20 protein-coding genes and 1 tRNA gene are annotated in these 16,454 nt (G+C 71.6%); 15 read left to right on the top strand and 6 right to left on the bottom strand.

The annotated features are described in order from the left end of the window. A partial coding sequence (locus K313_RS0118340) for an integrase core domain-containing protein (protein WP_029212850.1) occupies positions 1 to 295 on the top strand: 295 nt, incomplete at its 5' end. Positions 296 to 376: 81 nt separating this feature from the next. Here the strand turns inward: K313_RS0118340 and K313_RS0118335 are convergent. Next, complete coding sequence (locus K313_RS0118335) at positions 377 to 1,192, bottom strand: HAD family hydrolase (protein WP_029212849.1); 816 nt, start codon at positions 1,190 to 1,192, stop codon at positions 377 to 379. 124 nt (positions 1,193 to 1,316) lie between these two features. On the opposite strand from K313_RS0118335, the gene K313_RS0118330 reads away from it, so the two are divergent. Genes K313_RS0118330 through K313_RS0118310 form a run of 5 tightly spaced genes read left to right on the top strand, consistent with a single transcriptional unit; the run spans position 1,317 to position 3,896 of the window. Continuing rightward, entirely contained in the window at positions 1,317 to 1,550 is a 234-nt protein-coding gene (locus K313_RS0118330) for a hypothetical protein (RefSeq protein WP_029212848.1), read from the top strand. Next, entirely contained in the window at positions 1,547 to 1,888 is a 342-nt protein-coding gene (locus tag K313_RS0118325) for a hypothetical protein (RefSeq protein WP_029212847.1), read from the top strand. Before K313_RS0118330 ends, K313_RS0118325 begins: the two co-directional genes overlap by 4 nt. Positions 1,889 to 1,921: 33 nt before the next feature. Next, entirely contained in the window at positions 1,922 to 2,911 is a 990-nt protein-coding gene (locus K313_RS0118320) for an FAD:protein FMN transferase (protein ID WP_029212846.1), read from the top strand. After that, positions 2,908 to 3,597 (top strand): ferric reductase-like transmembrane domain-containing protein, encoded by a 690-nt coding sequence (locus tag K313_RS21730; RefSeq protein WP_029212845.1) that lies wholly within the window; start codon positions 2,908 to 2,910, stop codon positions 3,595 to 3,597. Before K313_RS0118320 ends, K313_RS21730 begins: the two co-directional genes overlap by 4 nt. Next, positions 3,594 to 3,896 carry a hypothetical protein gene (locus tag K313_RS0118310; protein ID WP_029212844.1) on the top strand — a complete coding sequence of 101 codons (303 nt, stop codon included), beginning with the start codon at positions 3,594 to 3,596 and terminating at the stop codon, positions 3,894 to 3,896. Before K313_RS21730 ends, K313_RS0118310 begins: the two co-directional genes overlap by 4 nt. A 103-nt stretch (positions 3,897 to 3,999) precedes the next feature. Here K313_RS0118310 and K313_RS0118305 read toward each other — a convergent pair whose 3' ends face one another. Further along, positions 4,000 to 5,544: an amino acid permease gene (locus K313_RS0118305; protein ID WP_029212843.1), complete on the bottom strand. Its 1,545-nt coding sequence runs from the start codon at positions 5,542 to 5,544 to the stop codon at positions 4,000 to 4,002. A gap of 216 nt (positions 5,545 to 5,760) precedes the next feature. Between K313_RS0118305 and K313_RS0118300 the strand changes: the two genes are divergently transcribed. The 6 genes from K313_RS0118300 to K313_RS22730 all read left to right on the top strand — a co-directional run bounded on the left by K313_RS0118300 (position 5,761) and on the right by K313_RS22730 (position 12,858). Next, positions 5,761 to 6,840, top strand: coding sequence for an energy-coupling factor ABC transporter permease (locus K313_RS0118300; protein ID WP_029212842.1), 1,080 nt, complete (start codon positions 5,761 to 5,763; stop codon positions 6,838 to 6,840). Continuing rightward, the gene (gene cbiQ / locus K313_RS0118295) at positions 6,833 to 7,645 is read left to right on the top strand and encodes a cobalt ECF transporter T component CbiQ (protein ID WP_084413035.1); all 813 of its coding nucleotides are present in this window, start codon (positions 6,833 to 6,835) and stop codon (positions 7,643 to 7,645) included. The genes K313_RS0118300 and cbiQ overlap by 8 nt, the downstream gene beginning before the upstream one ends. Next, the gene (locus tag K313_RS0118290; RefSeq protein WP_084413033.1) at positions 7,627 to 8,445 is read left to right on the top strand and encodes an energy-coupling factor ABC transporter ATP-binding protein; all 819 of its coding nucleotides are present in this window, start codon (positions 7,627 to 7,629) and stop codon (positions 8,443 to 8,445) included. Before cbiQ ends, K313_RS0118290 begins: the two co-directional genes overlap by 19 nt. Before the next feature lie 268 nt (positions 8,446 to 8,713). Then, entirely contained in the window at positions 8,714 to 10,285 is a 1,572-nt protein-coding gene (locus K313_RS0118285; RefSeq protein WP_029212839.1) for a Re/Si-specific NAD(P)(+) transhydrogenase subunit alpha, read from the top strand. Between the two features lie 7 nt (positions 10,286 to 10,292). After that, on the top strand, positions 10,293 to 11,687 hold the full coding sequence (gene pntB, locus K313_RS0118280; RefSeq protein ID WP_029212838.1) for a Re/Si-specific NAD(P)(+) transhydrogenase subunit beta: 1,395 nt from the start codon (positions 10,293 to 10,295) through the stop codon (positions 11,685 to 11,687). A gap of 184 nt (positions 11,688 to 11,871) precedes the next feature. After that, positions 11,872 to 12,858: a type IV toxin-antitoxin system AbiEi family antitoxin domain-containing protein gene (locus K313_RS22730; RefSeq protein WP_029212837.1), complete on the top strand. Its 987-nt coding sequence runs from the start codon at positions 11,872 to 11,874 to the stop codon at positions 12,856 to 12,858. 42 nt (positions 12,859 to 12,900) lie between these two features. Here K313_RS22730 and K313_RS22725 read toward each other — a convergent pair whose 3' ends face one another. The 3 genes from K313_RS22725 to upp all read right to left on the bottom strand — a co-directional run bounded on the left by K313_RS22725 (position 12,901) and on the right by upp (position 14,881). Beyond that, positions 12,901 to 13,878 carry a PH domain-containing protein gene (locus K313_RS22725; RefSeq protein ID WP_029212836.1) on the bottom strand — a complete coding sequence of 326 codons (978 nt, stop codon included), beginning with the start codon at positions 13,876 to 13,878 and terminating at the stop codon, positions 12,901 to 12,903. Between the two features lie 15 nt (positions 13,879 to 13,893). Continuing rightward, positions 13,894 to 14,064: a hypothetical protein gene (locus K313_RS24025; RefSeq protein ID WP_019285214.1), complete on the bottom strand. Its 171-nt coding sequence runs from the start codon at positions 14,062 to 14,064 to the stop codon at positions 13,894 to 13,896. A 178-nt stretch (positions 14,065 to 14,242) separates the two neighbouring features. Continuing rightward, on the bottom strand, positions 14,243 to 14,881 hold the full coding sequence (gene upp / locus K313_RS0118260; protein ID WP_029212835.1) for a uracil phosphoribosyltransferase: 639 nt from the start codon (positions 14,879 to 14,881) through the stop codon (positions 14,243 to 14,245). Positions 14,882 to 14,897: 16 nt separating this feature from the next. On the opposite strand from upp, the gene tadA reads away from it, so the two are divergent. Together tadA and K313_RS0118250 are read left to right on the top strand one after the other, a co-directional pair. Then, positions 14,898 to 15,410 carry a tRNA adenosine(34) deaminase TadA gene (tadA, locus tag K313_RS0118255; RefSeq protein WP_029212834.1) on the top strand — a complete coding sequence of 171 codons (513 nt, stop codon included), beginning with the start codon at positions 14,898 to 14,900 and terminating at the stop codon, positions 15,408 to 15,410. Positions 15,411 to 15,420: 10 nt separating this feature from the next. Continuing rightward, a tRNA-Ser gene (locus tag K313_RS0118250) sits at positions 15,421 to 15,510 on the top strand. 234 nt (positions 15,511 to 15,744) lie between these two features. Here the strand turns inward: K313_RS0118250 and K313_RS0118245 are convergent. Next, on the bottom strand, positions 15,745 to 16,245 hold the full coding sequence (locus tag K313_RS0118245) for a hypothetical protein (RefSeq protein ID WP_029212833.1): 501 nt from the start codon (positions 16,243 to 16,245) through the stop codon (positions 15,745 to 15,747). Here K313_RS0118245 and K313_RS23725 point away from each other — a divergent pair. Beyond that, on the top strand, positions 16,231 to 16,454 hold a 224-nt coding region (locus K313_RS23725), incomplete at its 3' end, for a transposase (protein WP_029212832.1). The genes K313_RS0118245 and K313_RS23725 overlap by 15 nt on opposite strands.

The following is a 16,454-nucleotide window of genomic DNA, read 5'->3' as shown; positions in this document are numbered from 1 at the left end:
CGGCTGCCAGTACACCTCGGACCAGCTGGACCGTGCCGCCCGCGACCTGAAGGTGCGTCTGTCCGTGGGGCGCACGGGAGTCTGTTGGGACAACGCCCAGCAGGAGAGCTTCTGGTCAACGCTCAAGACCGAGCACTACAACCGCTACGAATTCGCCACCCGGGCCGCGGCGATCCGCAGCGTCACCGAATGGATCGAGACCGTGTACAACCGCCGTCGACGCCACAGCGCGCTCGGCAACATCAGCCCGGTAGCCTTCGAGCGCGGGTTCAACGCGGCGGCAGAAGCCGCTTAAGCCGGTGTCCGCCGAACGGGGTCAACCCCACGTTTCGTCCAACATTCTTGGAGCAAACACTCACGATCTTGGGAGCAGGGGTCAGGGGGTGAGTGCGGCCTCGATGATGCGGGCGACCCCGTCCTCGTCGTTGGCCGCGCACCCGTCCGACGCCGCCTCCACCGCAGCGGGATGCGCCCCCGCGACGGCAAAGCTGCGACCGGCCCAGCTCAGCATCGGCACGTCGTTGGGCATGTCGCCGAAGGTCCAGACCTCGGCCGACGACACGTCGTGGTCGGCGCACCAGCGTTGCAGGGCAGTGGCCTTCGTGACGCCGAGGGCGGTCATCTCGGCCAGTCCCGGAGCGCCGGAGTAGGCCAGGTGCACGTCCTCGCCCACGAGCGCCGTCGCCCGCTCGACGAACTCCTCGGGCCCGAGCCGGGGGTGCCGGGCGATGAGCTTGCCCGGGAGCTCGTCCTCGAGCAGCTCCTCCAGGACGGCCACCCGGCGGGCGTCGTCGACCACGGTGCCGTCCGGAGCCCGCAGGTCCCGCAGCGCCGGCTCGATGCCGAGCCCGGACCGCCCCTCGACGCCGAAGCCGATGCCCGGCAAGGAAGCTCGCAGCCGTGACGCCACGTCCAGCGTGACTTCGGCGGGGATGGTCTGCTCCGCCACCACGGCGTCGACGTGAGCGTCGTAGACGAATGCCCCGTTGCTGCAGAGCACCACGCCGTGCGCGCCCACCTGCTCGCGAAAGGCCTTCATCCACCGCGGTGGTCGGGCCGTCACCACGATCACCGTGCAGCCCGCGGCCTCGGCGGCGGCGATGGCGGACGCGGTGCGCGGCGACAGCGTGCCGTCGGTGCGCAGCAGCGTCCCGTCGAAGTCGGTCGCGAAGACGCGGGGACGGTTCGGCATACGGCTCACTCTCCCACGCGAAGCCCTCACAGGAAGGGCACAGAGACGACCAACGACCGCCACAGAGCCGCGCGATGAAGTGAGGACAACGCAGCACGGAACCCACGAGATCAAGGAGCACGCCATGGGATTCAGCGCACTCGGTCGATCGAGGCTGGCCGCCGCGCCCGCCCTCGCCGCCATGATGCTCGTCGGCGGTGCGGCCGCAGCACAGGCTGCGCCCGGCCCGCGGGCCGGCCACCGCACCGTCGCGGTCACCACGCAGGCCCCGGAGACGGCGTCGTATGGCGGAGGGACCAACCGCCGGTTCGCGGGGACCGTCACGAGCCTCGACGACATCCGCCAGGTGGTGTCGTGAACGCCGTCCGGCGGACCGGTGCCCGCCGCATCCGCCAGGCCACCGCGACCCTGACCGGCGTGGGAGTGGCCGTCGCCGCAGCGGCCATCGGCCTGACGACGATCCCTGACGACTCGTCCGCGCCCGCCTCGACCGTCGCGGCCTCCTCGCAGGTGGCCGGCCAGACGACCGGCTCCATCTCCTCCTCCAGCTCGACATCCACCGCTGACACCGCTGACGTCGCTGACGCCGCTGACGTCGCTGACGCCGCTGACAGCGCTAGCAGCACGGACGGCGCGTCGTCCTCGGGCCTGACCGCGGCTCAGGGGGCACCGGCGGCCCACTCGTCGGGCAGCTGACGGCATACCCACCAGACCTCGAAAGGCCCTGCCATGCAGACGATCTCCCACCCCCGCGGACCCGCCCTCGAGTGGGCCCTGTGGTCGACCACCATGCGCCTCGTCACGTCCGAGGAGCGCGCGCTGCCCGCCGCCAAGCGCCTCGTGGACCACGAGCTGCAGGGGGTCGAGCTGGCAGCCAGCAGGTTCCGCCACGACTCCGAGGTCGCGCGGCTGGCCCGGTCCGGCGGCCGACCCGTCCGGGTGAGCCCGACCATGCTCGCGCTGACCGAGGCCGCCGTCGCCGCGGCCGTCGTCACGCACGGCGCCTGCGACCCGACGGTGGGCACCGCGCTGGAGCGGCTGGGCTACGGCCGCGACCTGGAGGGCGTCGGCCGGGTGATCCCGACCGCGCACGGCACGATCCGCCTCGTCGAGCGTCCGGCACCCGGGTGGCGTCGGGTGCGGATCGACCGCGCGGCCGGCACCGTCACCGTCCCCGCCGACGTCACGCTCGACCTCGGCGCGACCGCCAAGGCCTGGGCCGCGGACCGGTGCGCCCGCATCGTCGCCGAGCAGCTCGGCACCGGCGTGCTGGTGGCGCTCGGTGGTGATATCGCCACGGCCGGACCCGCTCCCGCCCCTGGCTGGACGGTGTCCGTGCAGGACCTGCCCGACGACCCCGCCGCCCTGGTCAGCCTGCCGTCCGGCTGGTCGATGGCCACCTCCTCGACGCGCCGACGCCGCTGGCAGGTCGAGGGCCGCGAGCTCAACCACATCCTCGACCCCGCCACGTCGCTCCCTGTCGTGCCGCACTGGTCCTCGGCCAGCGTCGCCGCCCCGAGCTGCGTCCTCGCCAACGCCTGGTCGACCGCCGCCCTGGTCGCAGGCCCGACCGCCCCCGGGCTGCTGGCCGGCGCCCAGGTGCAGGCCCGGCTGCTCGACCTGCAGGGTGACGTGACCTACGTCGGGGGCTGGCCCGCGGACGCCGAGGGTGTGACCGAGCAGCAGGCCCGCACGTCCGGTGCGGCGGTCGCGTCATGAACGAAGCACTCTGGGCACTCGGCCGCGGCACCGGCGTCAGCACCCTCGTGCTGCTCACCGTGTCGATGGTGCTGGGGATCCTGACCAGCGGCGGCTTCCGGCACCGCGAGCTGCCGAGGTTCGCGCTCACCGAGATCCACCGGCGGGCCTCGCTGGCCGCCACGGGATTCCTGGTCCTGCACGTCCTCTCGCTGTGGCTGGACTCCGAGGCCCAGCTCAATGCCGTGGACCTGCTCGTCCCCTTCCTCAACGCGGCCAACCCCCTGTGGTGGGGCCTCGGGACGCTCGCCGTCGACCTGCTGCTCGTGGTCGTCGTGAGCAGCCTGGTCCGCAAGCACCTGTCCTACGCCGTATGGCGGGGGCTGCACTGGCTCGCCTACGCGATGTGGCCGGTCGCGGTGCTGCACTCCGTGGGCGGGGGCACCGACTCCGCCACCTGGTGGCTGCGGCTCACCGCCATCGTCTGCTGCGCGGCCGTCGGGGGAGCCCTCGGCTACCGGCTCGTGGGCCGGGCGCCGTCGTCCAGGGCGGTGCGTCGGACCGCGCCGAGGCTCGTCGAGATCCCGGAGCCCCGGACGCCTGACGGCCGGCTCGTCTGCGCCAAGGCCGACCCCGCGACCCACAACCCCGCCCCCGGCACCCTCACCAGCGCCGTCACCAGCACCCCCCAGGAGAACCTCTCATGAGCACCAGGTCTCGCGGTTCGCAGTCGATCCGCACCGCCACCGCGGTCCTCGCCGGCACCGGCGTGGGCGTCGCGGCCGCCGTCGGCGGCATCGTCGCCGCGCAGGGTGGGGCGGCTGCCGCGTCCGGGCAGCAGCCTCAGACCGCCCAGCAGGTGCAGCCCCAACAGCTCCAGCAGCAAGGTGGCGTGCAGCAGCTGCCCGGCATACCCGGTCGGTCGCAAGGCCAGCTCGACCAGCAGGACCAGCAGGGTCTGGTGCCCGGTCAAGGCCCCGCCCTGGGCCGCAGCTCCGGCAGCTGAGGGGCCTCAGACGCCGAGTGGTCACATCCCGACCGTCGGGATGTGACCACTCGGCGTGAGAGGTGGTCCGCGTCTCGCGCAGGAAGCGGGACGCGGGTCGGGGTCAGTCGTCCTGCCGGGTCGACCCGTTGGCGTCGTAGCGACCCCCGGCGGCGGGGTTGCCGATGTGCTCGTGGGGCGTCGCGGCCTCGCCCTTGAGGTGCAGGCGCGAGTGGGTCCGCGAGTACGCGAAGTAGATCAGGAAGCCGAGCGCCATCCACACGAGGAACCGCAGCCAGGTGTCAAGCGGCAGGTTGAGCATCAGGTAGAAGGAGACCAGCGCGGCGAGCCAGGGCAGGATCGGCGATCCGGGCACCTGGAAGGAGCGCTCCAGGTCGGGGCGGCTCTTGCGCAGCACCGGGACGGCGACCGACACGAGGACGAAGGCCGACAGGGTGCCGATGTTGACCATCTCCTCGAGCTTGCCGATGGGGGTCAGCGAGGCGACGAGGGCGACGAGCAGGCCGATGATGATGGTGATGCGGACCGGGGTGCCGGTGCGGTGGTTGGTGCGGCCCAGCCAGCGGGGGAGCAGCCAGTCGCGGGACATCGCGAAGACCACGCGCGTGCCACCGATCATCAGCGTCATGACGACGGTGAACAGACCGGCGACGGCGCCGGCGGAGATGAGCGTCGACGCCCACCCCTGACCGACGCTCTCGAACGCCGAGGCCAGCGCGGCCTTGGGGTTGATCTGGTCGTAGCGCACCATGCCGGTGATCACGAGCGAGACGGCGACGTAGAGGATCGTGCAGATGATCAGCGAGGCGATGATGCCGATCGGCAGGTCCTTCTGCGGGTTGCGGGCCTCCTCGGCCGTCGTCGCGACCACGTCGAAGCCGATGTAGGCGAAGAACACGAGCGAGGCGCCGGCGAGGATGCCACCCCAGCCGTAGGTCGTCGGGTTGAGGCCGAAGATCAGCTGCACGAGGGGCTGGTGCATGACGCCGGCCTCGGCGGCCTGCGGGGCGATCGCCTCCGGGATGAACGGCGAGTAGTTCTCCGGCTTGATGAAGCGGATGCCGGCGATGATCACGAACAGCACGATGAACAGCTTGATCGCGACGAAGACGAGGTTGACCCGCATCGACTCCTTGATGCCGTAGGCGATCAGGGCCGTGATGACGGCGACGAGGAGGAAGGCCGGCAGGTCGAAGCGCGAGCCGGGGGCCACGGAGGCGGGGAACGTGAGGCCGAGGTGGCCGAGGAGCACGACGAAGTACTGCGACCAGCCCTGGGCGACGACGGCGGCGCCCAGCATCATCTCCAGGAGCAGGTCCCAGCCGATGATCCAGGCGACGAGCTCACCGAGCGTCGCGTAGGAGAAGGTGTAGGCCGACCCGGACACGGGGACGGTCGAGGCGAACTCGGCGTAGCAGAGGGCGGCGAGCCCGCAGGAGAAGGCCGCGATCACGAAGGAGATGACGATGGCGGGGCCGGCGTACTGCGCGGCGGCGCGTCCGGTGAGGGTGAAGATGCCGGCTCCGATGATGACGCCGATGCCGAAGACCGTGAGGTCGACCGCCGTCAGGTTCTTCTTGAGCTGGTACTCCTCCTCGACGGTCTCGGCGATGGACGCCTCGATCGACTTCGTGCGGAACAGGCTCATCCGGTCAACTCCTCGTAGGTGTGGGCGTGGCACGTCTGGTGGGCCGTGAATAACATTGCGCGCCATAGCGTGCACCCGCACGAAGGCCGCTGGGAAGGGAACCAGGGTGGACCGTGACCGGATCGTGCCGCGTCCTGTCCGCATACTGGGAAGTACGTCAGCGCCGCAGGTCGAGCCCGTATTGCAATGCCTTCGCAACAGGGAAATGATGACGGCATGCACATCCCCGACGGGTTCCTGGACGCCCCCACCTCCATCGGCACCGGCCTGCTGGCGGTGGGCGCCACGGCGCTGGCCCTGCGCCAGGCCCGGCGCGAGCTCGGCGAGACCGGGCCCGTGCTGGCGGGCCTCGTCGCGTGCTTCATCTTCGCCGTGCAGATGGTCAACTTCCCGGTCGGGGCGGGCACGAGCGGTCACCTCCTCGGCGGAGCGCTCGCCGCGGTCCTCGTCGGCCCATGGACGGGCGTGCTCGTCATGACGACGGTGCTGCTCGTGCAGGGCCTCGTCTTTGCCGACGGTGGCCTGACGGCCCTCGGCGCCAACATCACCGACATGGGGATCGTCGGGGTGCTGGTCGGCTACCTCGTCGCCCGGGGGGTCCTCGCGGTGCTGCCCCGCCGGCCCGCGTCGGTCGTGCCGGCCGCGGCCCTCGGTGGTCTGGTCTCCGTGCCGGCCGCGGCGCTCGCCTTCACCGCGATGTATGCCGTGGGCGGGGCGGCCCCCATCCCGCTCGGGTCCCTCGCCGCCGCCATGATCGGGTGGCACCTCGTCATCGGCATCGGCGAGGCCGTCATCACCGCGGCCGTCGTGTCGGCCGTCGTGGCGTCGCGCCCCGACCTGGTGCACGTCGCCCGCCACCTCGTGCCGGACCTGGAGCTGGTGGACGCGGACGGCCGTCGCACGACGGTGCGGGCGGATGCACCCGCGGGTCGCCGCCGGGCGCGCGTCACCCCGCGGTTCGCCGGGGGGCTGCTCGCCACGTCCCTGCTGGTCGGCGGCGGGCTGAGCCTGCTCGCCAGCAACCACCCCGACGGTCTGGAGTACGTCGGCGAGCGCCTCGGCTTCGGCTCCACCGCGGTCGAGTCCGCCACGGCCTCCTCCCCGCTGGCCGACTACTCCCTCGCCTGGCTCGGAGGGGGCGCGGGTGCCACGATGGCCGCCGGCGTCATCGGCGTGCTCCTGACCCTCGCCCTCGGGATCCTGCTGTCGTCCCTGGCGCATCGTGGCGGAGCCCCCGAGGAGGGCGACGACGACCGCAGCCCGGTCGGTGTGGGCGCCACCCGCCGCGATGGCTGACCTCGCTCCGGCGCCGCCGCTGCACGGTCACGAGCATGGTGGCGGGGCCCCCGAGGAGGGGCTCGTCATACCTCGCGACAGCGTCGTACACCACCTCCCGCCGCAGGTCAAGCTGGTCTGCCTGCTGGCCTTCATGATCGTCGTGGTCGCCGCGCCCACCGGCGCCTGGGGCCTGCTGGGGCTCGACGCGCTGCTGCTCGTCGCGGTGGTGCTGGTGGCCCGGCTGCCGTGGGCGCACGTGCTGCGGCGGCTCGCGGTCGAGGCGCCGTTCGTGGTGTTCGCGGTCGTGACGCCGTTCGTGGCGACCGGCCCCCGCGTCGAGGTGCTGGGGCTGTCGGTGTCGCAGCCGGGCCTCGTGGCGGCGGGCACGATGCTCGCCAAGGCCACGCTGGGCGTGCTCGCGGCCGTGGTCCTCGCGTCGAGCACGGCTCCCCGCGAGCTGGTCGCGGGTCTGGAGCGGCTGCGGCTGCCGGCGGCGTTCGTCGCCATCCTGACCTTCATGGTCCGTTACCTCGGCGTCATCACCGCCGACCTGCACCGCATGCGGGTGGCGCGGGAGTCCAGGGGCTACTCCGGTGGCCGGGCGGGGCACCTCGCCGCGGTCGCGGGCGGGGCGGGGGCGTTGTTCGTGCGGTCCTACGAGCGGGGGGAGCGCGTGCACCAGGCGATGCTCGCGCGGGGCTACACCGGGCGGCTGCCCGCGGCCTCGTCGTCTCGACCCGCGTCGCCGGCCGAGTGGCTGACGGGCGCGTCCCTGCCGCTCGCCGCCGCCGTACTCTTGGCCGGATGGCACCTGCTCCCGTGACCCCACCCCCGGCGCCCGCGCCATACCCGGCACCTGCTGCGCCACCGGCGCTCGACGTCCAGCGGCTGGCGTTCGCCTACCCGGACGGTCGCCAGGTGCTCTACGGCGTGGATCTGCAGGTCGCGGCGGGCGAGCGGGTCGCCGTCCTCGGCCCCAACGGCGCCGGCAAGACCACGCTCCTGCTGCACCTCAACGGCATCCTCGGCTCCGTCAGCGGCGGCACGGGCACGGGCAGCGTCGCCGTGGCCGGGATCCCGCTGCGCCGCGACACCCTCGGCGACGTGCGGCGACGGGTCGGCATCGTCTTCCAGGACCCCGACGACCAGCTGTTCATGCCCACGGTCGGCGACGACGTGGCCTTCGGTCCGCACAACCTCGGCCTGCGCGGAGCCGCCCTCGACGAGCGGGTCCGGCGGTCCCTGGACCTGGTCGGGATGGGGGACGTCATCGACCGCCCGCCCCACCACCTGTCCTTCGGGCAGCGCCGTCGCGTGGCCGTCGCGACCGTCCTCGCCATGGAGCCGGACGTGCTCGTGCTGGACGAGCCGTCGTCCAACCTGGACCCCGCGAGCCGCCGCGAGCTCGCGGACATCCTCACGTCCCTGGACGTGGCGATCCTTATGGTCACCCACGACCTGCCCTATGCCCTGCAGCTGTGCTCCCGGTCGGTGCTGCTCGACGAGGGCCGCATCGTGGCGGACGGCCGCACCCGAGACCTGCTCGCCGACGACAGCCTCATGCGGGCCCACCGCCTCGAGCTGCCCTACGGCTTCGACCCGCTGTCGGTGCCGGGCGCCTGAGGAGGCCCCCCGCAATCGCTCGTGACGCCCCCGAAGTGCCACGAGCCCCCTGATCTCACGCGGGGGGCCTCCGTCGTCGACGGTATCAACGAGGGGAGGGCTCGACCCAGAGACGTTTCACCACTCGGCACAGTTCTGCACCCAGGGTGGTGAACAGTTGCTCACCGCGACGCTCGCGCCGGCTGTGGCGGTCGCGACCGGGGGTCGGTGGCAGCGGGGAACCGGCATGGCCATACAGTGATGCCACCCACGTCGGAAGGCTCCACCCATGCAGATCGGTGTCCCTCTCGAGACGCTCCCCGGCGAGACCCGCGTCGCCGCCACGCCCACCAGCGTCGTGCAGCTCGTCACGCTCGGCTACGACGTCGTCGTCGAGTCCGGTGCCGGGGCCGCGGCCAGCCTGCACGACGAGGCGTATGCCGAGGCCGGCGCCATTGTCGTCGACCGCGAGACGGCCTGGGCCGCCGACATGGTCTACAAGGTCAACCCGCCGAGCGACGACGAGATCCAGCAGCTGCGGGAGGGCGCGACCCTCGTCAGCCTGGTGCAGCCGGCGCTGCGGCCCGAGCTGGTCGAACGCCTCGCGGCCCACCGCCTGACGGTCCTCGCCACCGACGCCGTGCCGCGCATCTCGCGGGCGCAGTCGCTGGACGTGCTGAGCTCGATGGCCAACATCGCGGGCTATCGCGCGGTGGTGGAGGCCGCCCACGAGTTCGGCCGGTTCTTCACCGGGCAGGTCACGGCGGCCGGCAAGGTCCCGCCGGCCACCGTCATGGTCGCCGGTGCCGGGGTCGCCGGCCTCGCCGCCATCGGCACGGCCAACGCGCTCGGCGCCGTGGTCAAGGCCACCGACGCCCGCCCCGAGGTCGCCGAGCAGGTCGAGTCGATGGGCGCGCAGTTCCTCGCCGTCGACGTCGAGCAGCAGGTCTCCACCGACGGCTACGCGCACGGCACGACCTCGGCCTACGACGAGGCCGCCGCTCGGATGTATGCCGAGAACGTCCCCCGCAGCGACATCGTCATCACCACCGCCCTCATCCCGGGCCGGCCCGCGCCGAGGCTGATCACCGCCTCGATGGTCGCCGCCATGCGCCCCGGCTCCGTCATCGTCGACATGGCCGCCGCCACCGGCGGCAACGTCGAGGGCAGCCTCCCCGACCAGCGCGTCGTCACCGACAACGGTGTCGTCATCCTCGGATACACCGACCTGCCCGCCCGCCTGCCGGGCCAGGCCTCGCAGCTCTACTCCACCAACCTCGTCAACCTCACCAAGCTCATCACCCCCGGCAAGGACGGGCAGGTCGTCCTCGACATGGAGGACGTCGTGCAGCGCGGCATGACCGTCGTGCTCCAGGGCGAGACGCTCTGGCCCCCACCACCGATCCAGGTCTCGGCGGCGCCCCCACCCGCCGCTGCCGCTGGAGGCGCGACGGTCGCCGGGGCCGGGTCCGGGGTGACCGACGCCGAGCCGGTGACGGGCCATCGCGGCGGGCGGTCGGCATACGGCCGGGGTCTGCTGCTCCCGCTCGGGGTCGTGGCCTTCCTGCTGCTGGCCGCGTTCTCGCCGCCCGCGTTCCTCGGCCACTTCATGGTGTTCATGCTGGCGTGCGTGGTCGGCTACTACGTCATCGGCAACGTCCACCACGCCCTGCACACCCCGCTGATGTCGGTCACCAACGCCATCAGCGGCATCATCATCGTCGGCGCGCTCGCCCAGCTCGGGCGCGGTCATCTCGCCGTCGACGTCCTCGCGTTCGCCGCCGTCCTCGTCGCCAGCATCAACATCTTCGGCGGCTTCACGGTGACCCAGCGCATGCTCGCCATGTTCCGGAAGGGCTGACCCGCCGATGACCGCCGCCCTGTCCTACGCCGCGCAGATCGTCGCCGGCCTGCTGTTCATCCTCGCCCTCGCGGGCCTGTCCAAGCACGAGTCGGCCCGCCGCGGCAACGCCTTCGGCATCCTCGGTATGGCGCTCGCCCTCGTCGCCACGATCGGCCTCGTCATCACGCTCAACGGGCTCGACGCGCTGCTCATGCTGCTCGTCGCCATGCTGATCGGTGGCGCCATCGGCGTGCACCGCGCGCAGCGGGTCGAGATGACCGGCATGCCCGAGCTCATCGCGCTGCTGCACAGCTTCGTGGGGCTGGCGGCCGTGCTCGTCGGCTTCAACTCGTGGATCCCGACGTCGGGGCGTCCGGGGCACCTCGACGCCCTCGAGCGCATCCACAACGGCGAGGTCTTCCTCGGGATCTTCATCGGTGCGGTGACGCTCACCGGCTCGATCGTGGCCTTCCTCAAGCTGTCGGCCAAGATGAAGTCCGCACCGTTGATGCTGCCGCACCACAACCTCGTCAACCTCGCCGCGCTCGTGGTGTCGCTCGGGCTGATGGTGTGGTTCGTGCCGACCGGCCACGCCGTCCCGCTCGTGCTGATGACGGTGATCGCGCTCGCGCTGGGGTGGCACCTGGTCGCCTCGATCGGTGGTGGCGACATGCCGGTGGTCGTGTCGATGCTCAACAGCTACAGCGGATGGGCCGCTGCTGCAGCGGGATTCATGCTCAGCAATGACCTGCTGATCATCACCGGTGCGCTCGTCGGCTCGTCCGGTGCCTACCTGTCCTACATCATGTGCCGCGCCATGAACCGGTCGTTCGTGTCGGTCATCGCCGGTGGCTTCGGCTCGGACGGCGCGGTGACGGGGGAGGAGCGCGACTACGGCGACCACCGCGAGACGAGCGCCGACGAGGTGGCCTCGCTGCTGGTCGAGGCCCGCTCGGTCGTGATCACGCCCGGCTACGGCATGGCGGTCGCGCAGGCGCAGTACGGCGTCGCCGACCTCGCCGCGCGGCTGCGCGAGCGCGGGGTGCAGGTGCGGTTCGGCATCCACCCGGTCGCCGGACGCCTCCCCGGGCACATGAACGTCCTGCTCGCCGAGGCCAAGGTCCCCTACGACATCGTGCTCGAGATGGACGAGATCAACGAGGACCTGGCGACCACCGACGTGGTGCTCGTGATCGGCGCCAACGACACGGTCAACCCCGCCGCCCTCGACGACCCGTCCAGCCCCATCGCCGGGATGCCGGTGCTCGAGGTGTGGCACGCGCACGACGTGATCGTGTTCAAGCGATCCATGTCGACGGGCTATGCCGGCGTCCAGAACCCCCTGTTCTTCAAGGACAACACCCGCATGCTGTTCGGCGACGCCAAGGAGCGCGTCGACGACATCCTGAAGGCCCTCTGACCTCACGCCCAGCGAGATCGGTGCAGCTTCCTGGTCAGATCTGACACCAGACCTGCACCGGTCTCGTGAGCGCGCGCCTGCCGTCGTCCACAGGTTCGTGGAGCGGGCTCGGCATTCCGCGTCCCCGTCCACAGGCTCACGCCATGGAACCGGCTCGGCCACGGCGGACCCGCATCCTGCTGCCATGCCCCCGAGATGCGACGTCCCCGCCGAGATCCTCGCGCGCGCTGCGGACCGTTCCGGTGTCGTCTCCCGACGTGAGCTCCTGGCGGCGGGCCTGACCCCCACGGTCGTGGCACGCATGACGCGAGCCTGGCGACGTCTCCTCCCGGGGGTCTACTGCCTGGACCTCAGGCCCGAGGCGCCGGAGGACAGCATCTCGTTCGCCCAGCGGGCCCAGGCCGGCGTGGTGCTCGCCGGTGGTGGCGCGGTGGTCGGGGGCATGGCGGCGGCCTGTCTGCTGGGGCTGGTGGACGACCCACCCGCCGTCATCGACATCGTCCTGCCTCGACGGCGGCGGCCGGCTCCACAGCCCGGCTATCGGTTCGTGCGGGTGCGACCCGGGGTGCACGCGACCCCACTCCCGCGTGACCTGCCCACGCTGAGGATCGAGGACGTGGTGCTCGACCTCGCGGCCACAGCACCCCGGGACAGAGCGATCGGTCTCGTGGCCACGGCCTGCCAACGGCGCCTGACGCATCCTTGCCGCCTCGCCGATCGTCTCGCCGCGCGGACCCGGCACCCTCGACGCGCGCTCCTGCAGGGGCTCCTGGCGGACGTGGCGTCTGGGTCGACAAGCTACCTCGAGGTCGGATATCTGCGACGGGTGGAGCGAGCCCACCGTCTGCCCGCGTCAGTTCGTCAGGTCGTCGTGCCTGCGACCGGGCACCGCAGCGACGGTGCCTATCCGGACTCGCGAGTGCTGCTCGAGCTCGACGGCACGGCCTTCCACTCAGGGGCCCAGCGCCTGAGGGATGCCGAGCTGGACGCCGCCCATCTCGTCGAGGGGTGGACGACGATCCGGATCACCTATCCGATGGTGTTCGACCAGGCGTGCGCGACCGCTCGACGCGTGATGGCCGTGCACCGTGCTCGCGGCGGCCAGGGTGCGCTTGGGCGGTGCCCCGAGTGTCCTCCTGCGGGACCGGTGCAGGTTGCTGGTCAGATCTGACACCGGACCTGCACCGATGAGGGCAGGACGAGGTGGTGTGGGTCAGGAGAGGGTGTCGTCGCCGCTGCGGTAGATGCTGGTACCGCTGTCGGGGCCGCGCTCCGGCTCGTTGTCGTAGCGCTTGGCGAACCGCTCCCAGCTGCTCAGCAGCTCACGGGCCTCGGCGTCCTGCGAGACGCGGGCGTCGACGATGGGCAGATCGGCGGTGTCGTGACCGTCGCGGGGCGCCCTGACACCAGCAGTGCGGCCACCAGCGCCACGCCCGCCCTCACGACCGCGTTCGGCGTCACGCCCCGCAGCACGGGCCCGGTCACGCTCGGCGTCGCGGTCCTGCTGCCAGTCCTCGTCCCACCGGTCGCGGTCGCGGCGGGTCGGAGGCGCCACGCGCTGCATCCGCATCGGCCCGGGCTCGACCTGGACGACCCCGCGATAGGGGTCGTCGTCGTGCTCGTCGGGCCAGGCGTGGGCCTCGTCGACGTCGTCGTCGACCGCGGTCACGCGCTCGCGGTCCTCGACGGCGAAGATCTCGGCGCACAGCGCGCGGTAGTTGTGGTCGGGGTTGGGCACGAACCGGATCTCCGACAGCGCCTGCTGCTGACCGGCCGACTCCATGACGAAGGTCCCCCAGCCGAAGATCCGCCCCATGATCGTGCGGTGGTAGGACATGTCGGTGACCTTGGTGAGGGGCATCATCGCGACCTTGCGCACGATGAAGCCGTAGGTCAGCATCAGGCGCTTGTTGGTCGCCACCACCCACTGCTGACGCCACTCGAAGACCATCCACACGGCGCGTGCCACGGCGGCGAACCACACCCACCACAGGACGTTGACGACGCCCCCGAGCCCGGCCGACACGTTGGCGTCGACCAGGATCACGAGCACCAGGATGGCGATGGCGGTCAGGACGGGCTCGGCCACCACGACGGGGTGCTGGTGGATGGCCACGACCAGCTGCTCACCGTCGAGGACGTAGCGCCTGCGCACCGACGGCGGCAGGTGCGGCTCCTCGGACGCGTCCATCGTCAGGCCCTGGGGTCAGCTGTTGATCAGCACGTCGAAGAAGCGGCCGAGCGACTGGACGGCCTGAACGAGGATGTCCCACACGGTGCGCACGATGTCGGCGGCACGGTCGGGGGAGACGATGATCGCGTAGATCAGGAAGGCGACGAGCAGCCACAGAAAGATCTTCTTGACCTTGGGGTTCACGGTGCGTGGCTCCTTGCTGAGGGGTGGCGCGGGGGCACGGATCAGCGTCCAGTGAAGCAGCGGGCACCCGTGCGGGGCAGGGCGGCTCGCCGCGACGCGCGGTTGAGGTTGGATAACGGGGCGGCCACGGCGCGATCACGGCGGCGCCGTGGGCCGGGGCCGCCGGCATACGGCTGGGTCAGACCACGCCGTAGAGGCGGTCGCCTGCGTCGCCGAGCCCGGGGACGATGTAGCCCTGCTCGTTGAGGTGGTCGTCGATCGCGCCGACGACGAGGGTGACCGGGATGCCGATGTCCTTGACCGCCTCGCGGACCGTCTCGATGCCCTCGGGCGCGGCGATCAGGCAGACGGCGGTGATGTCGTCGGCGCCGAGGTCGCGCAGGAACTCGAAGGCCATGATCAGCGTGTGGCCGGTCGCGAGCATCGGGTCGATGACGTAGACCTGGCGGCCGTGCAGGGAGTCGGGCAGGCGGTTGGCGTAGGCGCTGACCTCGAGCGTCTCCTCGTCGCGCACCATGCCGAGGAAGCCGACCTCGGCGCTCGGCAGCAGCCGCACCATGCCCTCGAGCATGCCGAGCCCGGCGCGCAGGATGGGGACGATGACCGGCTTGGGGTTGGCGAGCTTGATGCCGGTCGTGGGCCCGACGGGCGTCTCGAGGTCGATCGGCTCGGTGCGGACCTCGCGCGTCGCCTCGTAGGCCAGCAGCGTCACGAGCTCCTCGGCCAGCCGCCGGAAGGTCGGGCTGTCCGTGCGCCGGTCGCGCAGGTAGGTGAGCTTGTGGTTGATGAGCGGGTGGTCGGCCACGTGAACCTGCATGGGGGAAACTTATCCCGTGACCGACCCCAGCGCCCCACCGGCGGCCCGCAGCGAGCCGGACGACGGCTTCGCGGTCGACCCGCGCTGGGCCGGGTGGATGGGCGAGGCGCTCGAGCTCGCGGCCGGTTGCGGCGAGGACGTGCCCGTCGGGGCCTGCCTGTATGACGAGAGCGGCGCCCTGGTCGGTCGCGGCCGCAACGAGCGCGAGCGACGGCACGACCCGACCGCCCACGCGGAGGTGGAGGCGTTGCGCGAAGCCGCCGCCACGCGGGGCTCCTGGCGCCTGGACGGCTGCACCCTCGTGGTGACGCTCGAGCCCTGCGTCATGTGCGCCGGTGCGATCGCGGCGAGCCGGGTCTCGCGGGTGGTCATGGGGGCCTGGGACGCCAAGGCCGGGGCGGTCGGATCGGTGTGGGACCTGCTGCGCGACCCCCGTGTCCTGCACCAGGTCGAGGTGGTGGGCGGCGTGCGCGAGCAGGAGTGTTCACGCGTACTTTCCGATTTCTTCGCGCGGCGCCGCTCCGTGTAAAGTCTCCGGCGGTGGCGTGTCCGAGCGGCCGAAGGAGTACGCCTCGAAAGCGTATGAGGGTTTACGCCCTCCGTGGGTTCAAATCCCACCGCCACCGCCAACGGGCTACAGACCAAAATCTGTAGCCAAGAAGACGAAAGTCGCAGCAACGCCGCCCCAGCACCGGGAAACCGGGTGAGGGGGCGGCGTTGTTGTGTTCTGGGTGGCTGTTCGCTGACTGCGCGGCCGGGGGTGGCTAGACAGCCGGTACGCGTCGCCGGAAATGGCGAGGACCCGCCCGAATCTGGGTAGGCCAGTTCGGGCGGGTCCTGCGGGTGAGTGTGACCGGTGCGGGTCAAGCGGCTTCTTCGTCGGCGGTGTCGGGGTCCGACTGGTCGTAGTCGGGGTCGCCGCGTGTGCCCTTGGTGCCGGGCGGAAGGTGGCTGGTGGCGTGTTCGCCCTTGCGTGCGCGGCGGGGCACGTAGAGGTCGCCGTTGCTGTCTCGCAGTGCGTTGCGGAGGAAGACGCGGACCTTGCGGATACCGGCGGCGGCGAGCAGGAAGGCGGCGAACACGGACTGGGCGGCGCGGCCCTTGATGCGGCGCTTGCCGGGGGTGCCGAGTGCTTCGTAGGCGTCGTCCTTGGCGAACCCGTGCAGGCCCTCCTGTGACTGGCGCAGCGCGTTGTAGGTGTTGGTGTGCTCGGCGGTGCCGAAGGTGAGGTCCTGGGCGTAGCGAGCGGCGTCGAGCCGGGCCTGGTCTTCGCTGGTGAGGGACTGCTGCAGGGGTAGGTGACAGCCGATCTGTGGTGCCGTCTGGTGCCACGGGAGAGGATGTGCTTCATGCCCAAGCCCCACCCCAAGGAGTTCCGCGAGGACGTCGTGCGCGTGGCTCGCAACCGTGAGCCTGGTGTGACGTTGAGGTCGATCGCGGTGGATTTCGGGATCAGCGAGTCCTGCCTGACGAACTGGATGTCCGCCGCTGCGATCGAGGACGGCACCCGCCCCGGTGTCACACAGGCCGAGCATGAGCAACTGCGCGAGGCGAAGAAGCGGATCCGGTTGCT

It is taken from the genome of Arsenicicoccus bolidensis DSM 15745, from assembly GCF_000426385.1.
In the GTDB taxonomy this organism is placed as follows: Bacteria; Actinomycetota; Actinomycetes; order Actinomycetales; family Dermatophilaceae; genus Arsenicicoccus; species Arsenicicoccus bolidensis.
The sequence above is the reverse complement of the archived record's forward strand: the minus strand, read 5'-3'. Positions and strand labels throughout refer to the sequence as shown.